General features: G+C 65.8%; 14 protein-coding genes. 1 reads left to right on the forward strand and 13 read right to left on the reverse strand.

The genetic code is table 11. The features are described 5' to 3' along the window. Positions 1-2 precede the first annotated feature (2 nt). The 4 genes from ABRP28_RS05490 to pyrR are packed head-to-tail and all read right to left on the reverse strand — an operon-like array spanning position 3 to position 3,467. A complete protein-coding gene (locus ABRP28_RS05490; protein WP_350003166.1) occupies positions 3-521 on the reverse strand; it encodes a hypothetical protein in 519 nt (172 codons plus the stop codon). Continuing rightward, positions 521-1,858: a dihydroorotase gene (locus tag ABRP28_RS05495; RefSeq protein ID WP_350003160.1), complete on the reverse strand. Its 1,338-nt coding sequence runs from the start codon at positions 1,856-1,858 to the stop codon at positions 521-523. The genes ABRP28_RS05490 and ABRP28_RS05495 overlap by 1 nt, the downstream gene beginning before the upstream one ends. Then, the gene (locus ABRP28_RS05500; protein ID WP_350003158.1) at positions 1,858-2,883 is read right to left on the reverse strand and encodes an aspartate carbamoyltransferase catalytic subunit; all 1,026 of its coding nucleotides are present in this window, start codon (positions 2,881-2,883) and stop codon (positions 1,858-1,860) included. Before ABRP28_RS05500 ends, ABRP28_RS05495 begins: the two co-directional genes overlap by 1 nt. Further along, positions 2,880-3,467: a bifunctional pyr operon transcriptional regulator/uracil phosphoribosyltransferase PyrR gene (gene pyrR / locus ABRP28_RS05505; protein WP_104185926.1), complete on the reverse strand. Its 588-nt coding sequence runs from the start codon at positions 3,465-3,467 to the stop codon at positions 2,880-2,882. The genes ABRP28_RS05500 and pyrR overlap by 4 nt, the downstream gene beginning before the upstream one ends. Before the next feature lie 177 nt (positions 3,468-3,644). Between pyrR and ABRP28_RS05510 the strand changes: the two genes are divergently transcribed. Continuing rightward, positions 3,645-4,922, forward strand: a complete 1,278-nt coding sequence (locus ABRP28_RS05510) for a PrsW family intramembrane metalloprotease (protein ID WP_350003156.1) — start codon at positions 3,645-3,647, stop codon at positions 4,920-4,922. A gap of 102 nt (positions 4,923-5,024) precedes the next feature. On the opposite strand, the gene nusB is transcribed toward ABRP28_RS05510, so the two are convergent. The 9 genes from nusB to ruvX all read right to left on the reverse strand — a co-directional run bounded on the left by nusB (position 5,025) and on the right by ruvX (position 12,673). After that, positions 5,025-5,435 carry a transcription antitermination factor NusB gene (nusB, locus tag ABRP28_RS05515; protein ID WP_231456291.1) on the reverse strand — a complete coding sequence of 137 codons (411 nt, stop codon included), beginning with the start codon at positions 5,433-5,435 and terminating at the stop codon, positions 5,025-5,027. Beyond that, a complete protein-coding gene (efp, locus tag ABRP28_RS05520; protein ID WP_050054941.1) occupies positions 5,435-5,998 on the reverse strand; it encodes an elongation factor P in 564 nt (187 codons plus the stop codon). Before efp ends, nusB begins: the two co-directional genes overlap by 1 nt. Before the next feature lie 179 nt (positions 5,999-6,177). Further along, complete coding sequence (locus tag ABRP28_RS05525; RefSeq protein ID WP_350003155.1) at positions 6,178-6,696, reverse strand: tetratricopeptide repeat protein; 519 nt, start codon at positions 6,694-6,696, stop codon at positions 6,178-6,180. Further along, a complete protein-coding gene (gene aroB, locus ABRP28_RS05530) occupies positions 6,696-7,787 on the reverse strand; it encodes a 3-dehydroquinate synthase (protein ID WP_350003153.1) in 1,092 nt (363 codons plus the stop codon). The genes ABRP28_RS05525 and aroB overlap by 1 nt, the downstream gene beginning before the upstream one ends. After that, on the reverse strand, positions 7,784-8,350 hold the full coding sequence (locus ABRP28_RS05535) for a shikimate kinase (RefSeq protein WP_350003151.1): 567 nt from the start codon (positions 8,348-8,350) through the stop codon (positions 7,784-7,786). The genes aroB and ABRP28_RS05535 overlap by 4 nt, the downstream gene beginning before the upstream one ends. After that, a complete protein-coding gene (aroC, locus tag ABRP28_RS05540; RefSeq protein ID WP_350003149.1) occupies positions 8,351-9,550 on the reverse strand; it encodes a chorismate synthase in 1,200 nt (399 codons plus the stop codon). A 26-nt stretch (positions 9,551-9,576) separates the two neighbouring features. Continuing rightward, the gene (locus ABRP28_RS05545; protein ID WP_350003147.1) at positions 9,577-10,437 is read right to left on the reverse strand and encodes a shikimate dehydrogenase; all 861 of its coding nucleotides are present in this window, start codon (positions 10,435-10,437) and stop codon (positions 9,577-9,579) included. Beyond that, on the reverse strand, positions 10,434-12,080 hold the full coding sequence (gene mltG, locus ABRP28_RS05550; protein WP_350003145.1) for an endolytic transglycosylase MltG: 1,647 nt from the start codon (positions 12,078-12,080) through the stop codon (positions 10,434-10,436). The genes ABRP28_RS05545 and mltG overlap by 4 nt, the downstream gene beginning before the upstream one ends. Then, complete coding sequence (gene ruvX, locus ABRP28_RS05555) at positions 12,077-12,673, reverse strand: Holliday junction resolvase RuvX (protein ID WP_350003144.1); 597 nt, start codon at positions 12,671-12,673, stop codon at positions 12,077-12,079. Before ruvX ends, mltG begins: the two co-directional genes overlap by 4 nt. Positions 12,674-12,675: the final 2 nt, after the last annotated feature.

The raw sequence follows: 12,675 nt of genomic DNA on the forward strand, positions 1-12,675 counted from the left end.
TCTTACTTTCCACTGTTGGCGTCAGCCGCCGGGGCTGAAGAAATCAAATCCTGAAGTGCTTCGAAGAGCCGGTCCTTGTCCGCCGCGCGGCGGGTGCGAAAGCCGGAGTCCAGTTCGTGGCTGCCATGCACCCACGCCAGCACCACGAGTCCGTCCTTTTCCACGAACTTACCTGCCATGCCGCTGTCCTGCCGGACTCCGGTGAGCGACGCGGCCGGAATGTAGAGGGCGGGAGCACCGGACCGGTCGAAAAGGACGCCGTGCGGAAACACCTCGAGCGTGGCATTGGTGCGGATGCCCAGGCCGTGCACGGCGATCCGGTCCAGCCAGTCCCCCGCGGTGGTGGTGGCCACGTACTGGCCTTCCGCACCGGCGATCGGCTCCCCCGGTTCGGCGGGCACGGCAGGCAGCCGGTCGACGTCGGACTGGCGGCGGAGCCTGCTGCGCCAGCCGATGGCGAGGAGGACAAAGACGACGGCGATGATCGCCAGCATCGCCAGTCCGGGAAGGATTTTGTCCATCAGGCGACGCCTGCGGTTGCGTCGGCGTACGGGTAGGGCGTGTTGAGTTCACCGTCAAGGACGGTGGGGTGCCCCTTGAAGAACGTGGCCACCACTTTGCCGGGCAGTTCCCGTCCCTTGAACGGCGAGTTCCGGCCCATGGTGGCCATCCGGAACGGATCAACGGTCCAGCGCGCCGCCGGATCCACCAGGATGACGTTGGCGGGCTCCCCCGCTGCCAGCGGCCTGCCCTGGTCGGCCAGACGGCCGATCTTCGCCGCGGCGGTGGAGGTGACACGTGCGAAGTCCGCCCACGTCATGAGGTCGGTTTCGATCATGGTGTGCTGGACCACCGAGAGGGCGGTTTCCAGCCCGGTCATGCCCATGGCAGCCTGCGCCCACTCGCACTCCTTGTGCTCGCTGGGGTGCGGGGCGTGGTCCGTACCCACGACGTCGATGGTGCCGTCCGCCAGGCCTGCACGCAGCGCCTGGACGTCCGCGTCGGTGCGCAGCGGCGGATTGACCTTGAAGACGGGGTCGTAGCTGCGGACAAGGTCATCGGTCAGCAGCAGGTGGTGCGGGGTAACCTCCGCCGTGACGTTGATTCCGCGCTCCTTGGCCCAGCGGATGATTTCCACGGAGCCGGCGGTGGAAACATGGCAGACATGCAGCCGGGAGCCCACGTGCTGGGCCAGCAGGACGTCCCGGGCAATGATGCTTTCCTCGGCGACGGCGGGCCAGCCGGCGAGGCCGAGCACGGCCGACACCTCGCCCTCGTTCATCTGCGCGCCGGCGGTAAGGCGCGGCTCCTGCGCGTGCTGGGCCACCACGCCGTCGAACGCCTTGACGTACTCAAGGGCGCGGCGCATCAGCACGGGGTCGTGGACGCAGATGCCGTCGTCGGAGAACATCCGGACCCGGGCACGGGAGTCTGCCATGGCACCGAGTTCGGCGAGCTGCTCGCCTGCCAGGCCGACGGTGACGGCGCCGACGGGCCGCACATCCACCCAGCCGGCGGTGCGGCCGAGGGTGTAGACCTGTTCCACCACGCCTGCGGTGTCTGCCACAGGCGTGCTGTTGGCCATGGCGTGCACCGCGGTGTAGCCGCCAAGCGCCGCTGCGCGGGTGCCCGTTTCCACGGTTTCCGCGTCCTCCCTGCCGGGCTCGCGCAGGTGGGTATGGACATCAACCATGCCCGGCAGTGCCACCAGGCCGGCGGCATCGATCACGGTGGCCCCATCAGCTGACAGGCCGGTTCCGGCCTCGGCGATGACGCCGTCACGGATCAGCAGGTCCGCCGGTTCACCGCCCAGGATTGAGGCGCCGCGGATCAGGTAGGTTCCGGTGTTGCCTGCCATCAGTTGCTCTCCTTGGTGGAATGGGTGCCGGCATACGCCAGGGCGGGGGTCGCTGCTGGTTCGCGGGTATCCCCGGAAAGCAGCAGGTAGAGGGCGGCCATCCGTACCGAGACGCCGTTGCGGACCTGGGCCAGCACGGTGGAACGGGGTGAATCGGCGGCGGCGGCGGAAATTTCCAGTCCCCTGTTCATGGGACCCGGGTGCATGATGATGGTGTCCTTCATGCCCAGCGTATCCAGGGCTTTCAGGCGGTTGTCATCGAATCCCCACCGCCGGGAGTACTCGCGGGTGCTGGGGAAGAAGGATGCGTTCATGCGCTCGCCCTGGACGCGCAGCATCATGACGGCGTCCACGCCCTGCTTGAGCGTTTCGTCCATGTTGTAGCTGACCTTGCAGGGCCACTTTTCGACGCCGATGGGAAGCAGCGTGGGCGGGGCCACCAGGGTGACTTCCGCTCCGAGGGTGCGGAGCAGCCAAACGTTGGAACGGGCAACCCTGGAGTGCAGGACGTCGCCGGCGATGGCCACGCGCATACCCTTGAGGTCCGCGCCTTCGGAGCCGGTGCCGGCCAGGCGGGCCCAGTGCCGGCGCATTGTGAATGCATCCAGCAGGGCCTGGGTGGGGTGTTCGTGGGTGCCGTCGCCGGCGTTGATGACGGCGGCGTCAATCCAGTCCGTCGCTGCGAGGCGGTGCGGTGCGCCCGAGGCCCAGTGGCGGATGACGACGGCGTCCGCTCCCATGGCGGACAGCGTCTGGGCAGTGTCCTTGAGCGACTCACCCTTGGACACCGAGGAGCCCTTGGCCGCGAAGTTGATGACATCCGCGCTGAGACGCTTGGCGGCAGCTTCAAAGGAGATCCGTGTGCGGGTGGAGTCCTCGAAGAAGAGGTTGACCACGGTGCGTCCGCGCAGGGCCGGGAGTTTCTTGACCTCGCGGTCCCCTACCGCGGCCATCTCCTCGGCGGTGTCGAGGATCCGGATTGCATCGGCGAGGCTGAGGTTTTCGGTGGAGAGCAGGTGTTTCATGAGCGGCCCTCGATGACTACCTCGTTGACGGGCGTGCCGCCGGGGGCGGTGTCCGTCTCAGCCAGCCGGACCCGGACCTTCTCCGCCGACGATGTGGGCAGGTTTTTGCCCACGTGGTCCGCACGGATGGGCAGTTCGCGGTGGCCGCGGTCGATCAGCACGGCGAGCCTGACGATGCGCGGACGGCCGAGGTCGACGAGTGCGTCAAGGGCGGCGCGGATGGTGCGGCCGGAGTACAAGACGTCGTCAATGAGGACAACCACCTTGTTGTCGATTCCCGTCCGGGGCAGTTTCGTGGGGTACGGCGGCCTGGTCCCTTGGTGCGAGAGGTCGTCGCGGAACATGGTGACGTCCAACTGGCCAACGATGGCGGCGGCATCAACGCTGCTGTCCGCGGCGGCGATTTTTTCGGCGAGCCGGAGCGCCAGCGGGTAACCGCGGCGCGGGATGCCCAGCAGGACGAGGTCCTGCGATCCCTTGTTCGCTTCAAGGATCTCATGGGCGATACGAGTGAGGGCCCGGTCAATATCCGCCTGGCTGAGGACAACCCTGGCTGGAACCGGTGCGCTGGTGACAGAAGTCAACGCTCGTCTCCCCTTTCCCCGCCTCACAGGACGGAATTAAAAAAGGATCATGTGCGGTTCAAAATTACCACACGGGTTTCCCCGGGCCCCTGCCCGGAGGACGCGGTGCTGGTCACACTGCAGCGTGCCGGTACCGCGGTCCTTGGAGGCGCCGCGACTCGCACCTAGGCTTTCGTTATGCCGACGAATCCGCGACACCCCGCCTCCGGGCATCCCGACGATCCCTGGCTGCGCGGAACTGCGCCGCTCCCGGGCGAAGCCAACCCGAGCTGGATGGGGCACGTGGAGCCGGGAAACTACCGCCCGGCGCCGGGGCACGTTGGCAGGCCGGTGGACACTGTAGTGCCGCCACAGGTCCAGGGAGCCATGGTGAAGTCAGGCCGGTCCCGCAGCGGCCTGGTGGGATTGACCGTTGGCGGCAGTACCCTTGCCTTCCTCAGCCTGTTCCTGGTGATCCCGTTCCTGCTGTCCAATACAGGGCCGGCCGGGTTCCTGGTGGGTTTCCTCGCATCCCTGGTGCCCCTTTCCGTGGTTCTTTTGGCCGTGCACATCATCGACAAATGGGAGCCTGAGCCGAAGCGGCTCCTCTTCTTCGCCTTTACCTGGGGCTCTGCGGTGTCCATTGCAGTCACCCTGCTGATCCAGCCGTTCTTTGTCCTGGCGTTCCAGTTTTCCGACGAAGCCGACCTTCAGGCGTATATGGCCACGGTGCAGGCGCCCATCGTGGAGGAGTTCGCAAAGTCCCTGGGGCTGCTGATAATCCTCCTGCTGGCGAGGAAGCACTTTGACGGGCCCGTGGATGGTGTGGTTTTTGCCTTCACCATCGCCGGAGGTTTCGCTTTTACGGAGAACATCCTGTACTTCGGCCGGGCTGTAGCGGAGTCCGCGGATCCCGCCAGTGATTTCGCCCAGGTCTTCTTCCTCCGCGGCGTCATGTCCCCTTTTGCCCACGCCATCTTCACCGGCACCACGGGGCTGGTCATGGGGTTCGCGGCCCGGCGCTGGCATGTTGGGGCCTCGGTGGCCGCCTTTTTCGTGGGGCTGCTGCCGGCCATGTTCCTGCACAACCGCTGGAACAGCATGGGGCAGGGCTTCCTGGCGGAGTACATCATGGTCCAGGTGCCCATCTTTTTCCTCGCCGTGGGCGGCATCATCCTCTTGAGGGTGGCGGAAAAGCGCCTGACCCGGCAGCGCCTGCTGGAGTACTCCGCAGCCGGCTGGTTCACGCCGGCAGAGGTGGAGCTGATGGCCACCCTGGGCGGCCGGCGCACCGCCTTGGGCTGGGCTGGAAGCTACGGCAGGAAACGGCAGATGAAGGAATTCCTCAAGGCCGCCACCCGGCTGGCCAACACGCGCCAGCGTATCCTGAGCGGCCGTGACGTGCAGCTCCACCAGGCCGAGGAGCGGCAGCAGCTGCAGCGGATCCTGGCCCTGCGGGCCGCCGTCGCACGCTGAAGTCCGTCCGCTCACGCGGACTGTAACGCCAGAAGGCCGGCCGCCACATGTGTGGCGGCCGGCCTTCTGGCGTTGCTGCGTACAGTTGTGTGCTGCTGGTGCTTAGGCGAGCAGCGACGGCTTCAGCTGCTGCAGGCGTCCCAGCAGTCCGTTGATGAACTGCGGGGATTCGTCCGTGGACAACGTCTTGGCCAGCGCCACAGCTTCGCTGACGGCGACGCCGTCCGGGACGTCGTCGTTGTACAGGAGCTCCCAGGTGCCGATGCGGAGGATGATGCGGTCCACGGAGGGCATCCGCTCCAGGCTCCAGCCCTGGGAGTAGGTTTCCAGGAACTCATCGATGGCTGCCTGCTGGGAGACAACGCCCTCCACAATTTCGATGGTGTAGGGATTGACCACCTGGTCAGTCTTTTCGCGCCGCGAGCGGATCACGTCAAAAGCCGAAACCGAGCGCTGCTCAGCTTCGAAAAGAACATCCAGTGCCCTGTTACGGGCTTTACCGCGGGCGCTCACTACTCGGTGACCCGGCCCAGGTAGCTGCCGTCGCGGGTGTCAACCTTGACCTTGGTGTTGTTCTCGATGAACAGGGGCACCTGGATCTCGTAGCCCGTTTCCAGGGTTGCGGGCTTGGTGCCGGCGGAGGAGCGGTCGCCCTGCAGGCCCGGCTCGGTGTAGGTGATTTCGAGGACAACGCTCGGGGGAAGTTCGATGTACAGCGGGGTGCCCTCGTGGATGGCGATGTTGACCATCTGGTTCTCGAGCATGAAGTTGGTGGCGTCGCCCACGGTGGCGCCGGAGACCGTGATCTGGTCGTAGTCGGAGGTGTCCATGAACACAAAGTCCGCACCGTCCTGGTACAGGTACTGGTAGTCGCGGCGGTCCACGGTGGCGGTCTCGATCTTGAGCCCGGCGTTGAACGTCTTGTCCACAACCTTGCCGGACATCACATTGCGCATCTTGGTGCGGACAAACGCACCACCCTTGCCTGGCTTGACGTGCTGGAATTCAATGATGTTCCAGAGCTGGCCCTCAAGCTTCAGGACCGTTCCGTTCTTGATGTCGTTAGTGGTTGCCACTGTTTCCTCTGGTTTCTCTGTCTGGTCGCGTTGTCAGACGTTGTATGCCGGGCAGACAGGCCAAACGGACTGCCAGCGCGTGTTTGTCAAAAATCGGGAGCTTAAAAATTCAAGAACCATTCTACCGGTAAATTGCGGTCACCTTGGGGCCAAGGCGCAAGCGGGGATCCCGGCAGCGTTCAGCAGGCAAGCTCCAGCACGTCCCGGGCACGCTGCAGCGCCACTGTGGATGAGTAGATCTGCGCCGCGTCGGCGGACTGTGCCACCCGAAGGTCCAAGGCCCGTGCAAAGGATTCAACGGCCGCGGACGTCTGCCCGGCGCTGTACTGGGTCTTGCCCAGGAACTGCCATACGAGGGCCTCCCGCGGCGTTCCCTGCACTTCGGCGAGGAGTTGGCGGAACAGTTCAACGGCGCGGTCCAGCCGGTTGGAGACGCGAAGCACTTCAGCCTCGAAGGTGCGCAGCCGGAAGGACTCCGGATCCTTGAAGCGCGCCTCTGCCAGCAGTTCGGCGGCCTCGGACGCATGTCCTTCCACCAGGAGTACAAAAATATGGTCGGCGGGGTCCGTGGATACCGCCAGCGCCGCCCGGCAGGCGTCCTGGTTCACAATTTCCGGCAGCAGGGATTCCGGGTTGATCCGGATGCCCGGGAAGCCGGCATCCGGCCAGTCTGCTGTTCCTCCCATGTCGCCCTGCATCAGGAAGCAATTTCCTGGTAGGCCGCGAACAGCAGCGAGGTGTCCGGGACGTCAAGGATCCCCGGCTTTGCAACGCCGTCCAGGACGACGAACCGCAGCAGGTCCCCGCGGGACTTCTTGTCCCGGCGCATCCCGTCCAGCAGCCCCTGCCAGCGGTCCCGCCGGTAGGTGACCGGCAGCCCGAGGCTCTCAAGGATGCTTCGGTGCCGGTCGGCGTCGGCATCGCTGAGGCGGCCAACGCTGCGGGCCAGTTCGGCGGCGAACATCATGCCCACCGAAACTGCGGCACCGTGGCGCCACGAGTACCGCTCCACCAGTTCGATGGCGTGGCCCAGGGTGTGCCCGTAGTTCAGGATTTCCCGGAGCCCGGATTCCTTCAGGTCCTCGGAGACCACCCTGGCCTTAACGGCGATGGCACGCTCGATCAGTTCACGGAGGACGTCCGACTGGGGATCCACTACTGCCGTGGGGTCCTTTTCCACGAGGTCAAGGATGGCGGGGTCGGAGATGAAGCCGCACTTGATGACTTCCGCCATACCGGAGATCATTTCGTTCCGAGGCAGTGTCTCAAGGGTGTCCAGGTCGGCCAGGACCGCGGCCGGGGGGTGGAACGCGCCCACAAGGTTCTTGCCCTCCGCGGTGTTGATTCCGGTCTTCCCGCCCACGGACGCATCCACCATGCCGAGCAGGCTGGTGGGCATGTGGATGACCTTGACGCCGCGCAGCCAGGTGGCGGCAACGAAGCCGGCGAGGTCCGTGACCGCGCCTCCCCCCACGGCGACAATGGCGTCGGAGCGGGTGAAGTCGTTCTGCCCAAGGACCTGCCAGCAGAAAGCTGCCACCTGGATGTGCTTGCCCTCTTCGGCGTCCGGGATTTCCGCAGTCAGCGAGGTGAATCCGGCGGCAGCCAGTTCGTCGCGGACGGTGTCGCCGGTCAGCCGCAGGGCACGCGGATGGACCACGAGGACACGGCGGACGCGTTCCCCCAGCAAAGCTGGCAGGTCACCGAGGAGCCCCCGGCCGACGACGACGTCGTAATTCTCGGCAGCGGTACCGCCGGTGACGCTGATGACTGTTGATTGGGTGCTCACTTTTCAACTTCCTGTTTGGCAGCTGCGTAATCGCGCAGTGCTGCTTCGAGCCGGCCGCCCAGCTCGGAAACCGAGCCATGGCGCACGTCCAGGGTGATGTCTGCAAGCCGCTCGTAGACCGGCTTGCGGGCGGCGAACATAGCCGTCCAGCGGCCCATGGCGTCCCCGGCCAGCAGCGGCCGCCCGGAGTTCCGGGCGATGCGGCCGGCGACAGTTTGTGCGTCGCATTCGAGGTACACAACGGTGCAGCGGCTGATGAGCTGCTGTGTCCCGGAGTCCAGGACCGCACCGCCGCCCAGGGAGACGACGGTGACAGTATCGTCTGCGGCTTCGACGACGGCGGCTACCGTCCGTGCCTCGATCTCACGGAACGCGTGCTCGCCGCGGCCGGCAAAGATGTCCGCAATGGATCCGTGCCCTGCAACGATAACAGCGTCCGTATCAACGAAGGGAACTCCGAGCTGCAGCGCCAGCTGCTGCCCGATGGCCGATTTTCCGACCGCCATAGGCCCGATCAGGACGATGGGCCGCCCTGCGGGTCCGGTCTTGCTGCGGTGGGGCACTTACTGGCCGATCGAGTCCAGGGACGCCGGAATGTTGTCCAGGTAGCCCTTGATGTTCCGTGCGGTTTCGGCCACTGAGTCGCCGCCAAATTTCTCGGTGACTGCCTCGGCCAGCACCAGGGCGACCATGGCCTCGGCCACCACGCCGGCAGCCGGCACAGCGCACACGTCCGAACGCTGGTGGTGCGCCTTGGCGGGTTCGCCCGTGCTGACGTCGATGGTCTTCAAGGCACGCGGGACGGTGGCAATGGGCTTCATGGCTGCGCGGACACGCAGGACGTCGCCGATGCTCATGCCGCCTTCGATGCCGCCGGCACGGTTGCTGGTGCGGATGATCCGGCCGTCGGCGTCCCTGACGATTTCGTCATGGGCGGCAGAGCCGCGGCGGGATGCGGTCAGGAAGCCGTCACCGACCTCCACTCCCTTGATGGCCTGGATTCCCATCAGTGCCGCGGCAAGGCGGGAATCAAGCCTCCGGTCCCAGTGGACGTAGCTGCCCAGTCCCGGCGGGAGCCCGTAGGCAAGGACCTCTACCACGCCACCCAAGGTTTCGCCCTCCTTGTGCGCCGCGTCCACCTCGGCCACCATGGCGTCGGAGGTTTCCCGGTCGAAGCAGCGCAGTGGATCGGCGTCGAGCGCAATGACGTCGGCCGGCACGGGGAGCGGGCGCCCTTCGGGAACCGTGACGCTCGCAATGCTGACGGTGTGGCTGACCAGCTCGATGCCGAGGTGCTTGAGGAATTGCGCCGCCACGGTGCCCATGGCCACCCGTGTTGCAGTTTCGCGTGCGCTGGCACGCTCCAGGACGGGCCGGGCCTCGTCAAAGCCGTACTTCTGCATACCCGTGAAGTCCGCGTGGCCGGGACGGGGGCGGGTCAGCGGCGCGTTCCGTGCCTGGTCCGCAAGGACTTCCGGATCCACGGGGTCGGCAGACATGATCTGCTCCCACTTGGGCCATTCGGTGTTTCCCACCTGGATGGCCACGGGCCCGCCCTGCGTCAGGCCGTGGCGGACGCCGCCGAGGATGGTCACGACGTCCTGCTCGAACTTCATGCGTGCTCCACGGCCGTAGCCCAGCCGGCGGCGCGCCAAGGAGTCTGCGATGTGCCCGCTGGTGATTTCCACACCGGCGGGGACGCCTTCAATAATTCCCATCAGAGCCGGACCATGGGATTCACCGGCAGTCAACCAACGCAACATATCTTCCATCCTGCCACGGGGGGCGGTTACAAAGCCCGTCGGGGAAGGCCGACTGAGGCGCACATCACATCTATGACGGCCGCATTGACGTCATCGCCGCGGCGGGTAAAAAGGCGTACCTGTTCCACTGCCTGGTACAGCAGCATCTCCAGGCCGGGCACCACGGTTCCGCCTCCGGCCTGCCATACCGAGGCCAGCAGGCTGGGCCACGGATCGTAGGCAACGTCCAGCAGGACACCGGGCAGGCTGGTCTTCAGGGAAGCCAGTTCAGCCGCCAGTCCGTCCGCCGCACGCGGCGGGAGGGTGGATATGACGACGTCGGCCGCTGACGTGGGACGGGCCGCCTCAGCCAGGGTGAGGATCTCCAAGGAAAAGTCCAGGCCCGCCGCAGCAGCGCGGACATCGGCCGTCCGGGATGTGTCCCTGACGAAGACCCGGGCATGGGTGGCACCAAGCTCCTTGAGCGCCGCGACGGCCGAAGCGGCCGTTCCCCCTCCCCCAAGGATGACCGCGGCCGGGGCCTCACCGGAGCCCGCGTGCCGCAGTGCATTCACGATGCCGGCAACGTCGGTGTTGGAGCCAACGGCGCGCCGCGTGCCCCCGTCCTCCTCAAAGGTGACGGTGTTCACCACACCCAACGTCCTGGCAACCCCGCGGACTTCATCCACCTGCCCGAGCATGGCCGTCTTCAACGGCATTGTCACTGAGAGGCCGCGCCAGCCCGGCTGGTCGCGGATCTGCCCCATCAGGGATGGCAGCAGTTGCTCCGTGACGTCGATTGCCGTGTAGCTGATCCCGATCCCAAGCTGGCCGTAGGCAGCCAGGTGCAGTGCCGGGGACTTTGAGTGGCTTATCGGATGGCCCAGGACGGCAGCCCGAAGGCTCACGTGCAACGTCCCACGTTGGCCGTGCACCAGGCGTTGTACTGCTCAACGTAACGGTTGTGCTCATCCAGCGTCTTCGAGAACTTGGTCTCCTTGGTGTCCAGGTTGATGGTCACCCAGTACAGGTAGTCATTGGTCTTGGGTTTGGCGGCAGCGTCGATCGCCGTCTTTCCCGGAGACCCGATAGGTCCTGGCGGCAGGCCGGGGTTCGCATAGGTGTTGTATGGATTGGACTTGTCCTGGCGCTGTTCGTCAGTGAAGTTGTAGCTCTTCGTTCCCAGTCCGTAGGTCACGGCGGAGTCCACCTGCAGGAAGCCGCCGGTCTGGTCGTTGGGCTTGAGCCGGTTGTAGATGGCACCGGCCACGTCCCCGTACTCCGCCTGGCCGCCCTCGGCCTGGACGATGCTGGCGACGATCACGGCCTCGTACTGCTTGGCCGGGTCCGTGATGCCCTGCGACACAAGTTCGTCAGTTGTGATCTTAACCAGGGACTGGAGGATGTCCTTTGCCGGAGTGCCAAGGGGGAAGCGGTGCTCCCCCGGCGCCAGGTATCCCTCGAGGTTTTTGGCATTGGCCGGAAGACCGAACTGGGCCGGCTCGTTGCTGAGGGCCTGCAGGTCCTGGAAGGAAATCCCGGACCCCTGCGAGATCGCCTGCAGTGACTCCCCAATGCGCAGTCCGGCGCTGAGCGCGAAGTAGATGACTTTTTCCTGGTCCTTGCCCAGGAGGACGTTCACGGCGTCGGAGTTCTTCATCTCCGACTTGAACGTGTAGTCACCCGGGGAAAGGATGCCGCCGGATGCGCTGAAGCTCTGAAGGAACGTGTCGGCGTTGGCTACCACCCCTTCGGTTTCCAGCTTGGAGGCGACGGACCGCGTGCCTTCGCCGTTTTCGACGGTAACCATCACTTCTCCGGAACCAGGGCCGGGGAAGTCGCTGGGCTTGTCGCTGCCAAGCAGCGGCTTGAGGAACTGCGCTCCGACGGCGACAGCCGTGACAAAGACGGCAAGGGTCAGGAAAAGCGCCAGGAGCCGCCGGCGCCGGCGCACCTTCTTGGAGGGTTTACCCACTACGGTTGCTGCGGCCGAGGCGGGAAGAAGTTCATGGTGGTGTGCATCGTCGTCGTGCCCCTCTTCAAAGTGGGTCCCGTCGCCGTGCCCTTCCTCGTAGTGCGTCCCGTCGTAGTGGCCATCGTGCTGGTGCACGCCTGCCGCATAGCCGTGACTGTCCGCGTAGGCGCGTTCGTCATAGTGGGATTCGTCGTTGTGGTGCACGTCAGCTGCGTGCTGGTGCCCTGCCAGGGCCGGCTCCCATGAATCATGCCCGGCGGGTTCGTGGGGCTCGTCCTGGATGGACGGCGGGGTGGCAGGAGCAGCCGGAATCACGGGCTCGTCCGCCCGGTCCTGCGGTGCCGGTTCTTCACGCAATGGTTCATCCTGACGCCGGGGGTCTGCTTCTGCGGCCGCGGGGGGTTCCGTGGGCAGCGGTGGAATGTCGTGGCCGGTCTCGTATGCCTGCTCCGGAACGGCGTCGTGGCCGCCGGTGTTAAGGGTCTTCTCCCGTGCGCGGACTTCCTTGCGGGTGAGCGGTCTTCCTGCCCCCGCGTCCAGAGGGCTGGAAGAGTCGTCAATGTTGGCAGGGCTCACTGGTGCCTTCCATTATCTGAAGATCGGTCCGTATCACCGGGTGCGGCGGGGGCTGTTTCCGGCCCGCTGCCTTCCATGTCCACGGAAGGGGGTGGCGCCGTCACTCGTGAGCCGACGTCCGCTCCCCTGGCTTTCTGCATGTCGATGGCGTGCTGAAGGATACCTGCCGCCGCGACCTGATCAACTACTTTACGGTGGTTCCTGCTGCTCATGCCAGCTTCGTGCAGGCTCCGGTGGGCACTGACACTGCTCAGGCGTTCATCCACCAGGTTCACCGGCACCGGCAGGTCCCGGGCAGCGAGCTCGCTAACCAGCAGGAGTGCGTAGTCCGTGGCCATCACGGCAGAGGACCGTTCCTCACCCTTCATGGTGCGTGGCAGGCCCACAAAAACCTGCACGGCGCCGAGTTCCTGGACCAGTTTGGCGATGACCCGGACGTCCGAGTTCTTTTTCGCGTTGCGGTCCAGCGTCTTGTACGGGGTGGCCAGGATGGATTCCCGGTCGCAGATGGCAACCCCCACCCGGACGGTGCCGACGTCCACCCCCAGTTTGATGCCCTGGGGGTAGTCGCCGGCAGCAGCAGGATCGGTCATCG

It is taken from the genome of Pseudarthrobacter sp. WHRI 8279, from assembly GCF_040224115.2.
In the GTDB taxonomy this organism is placed as follows: domain Bacteria; phylum Actinomycetota; class Actinomycetes; order Actinomycetales; family Micrococcaceae; genus Arthrobacter.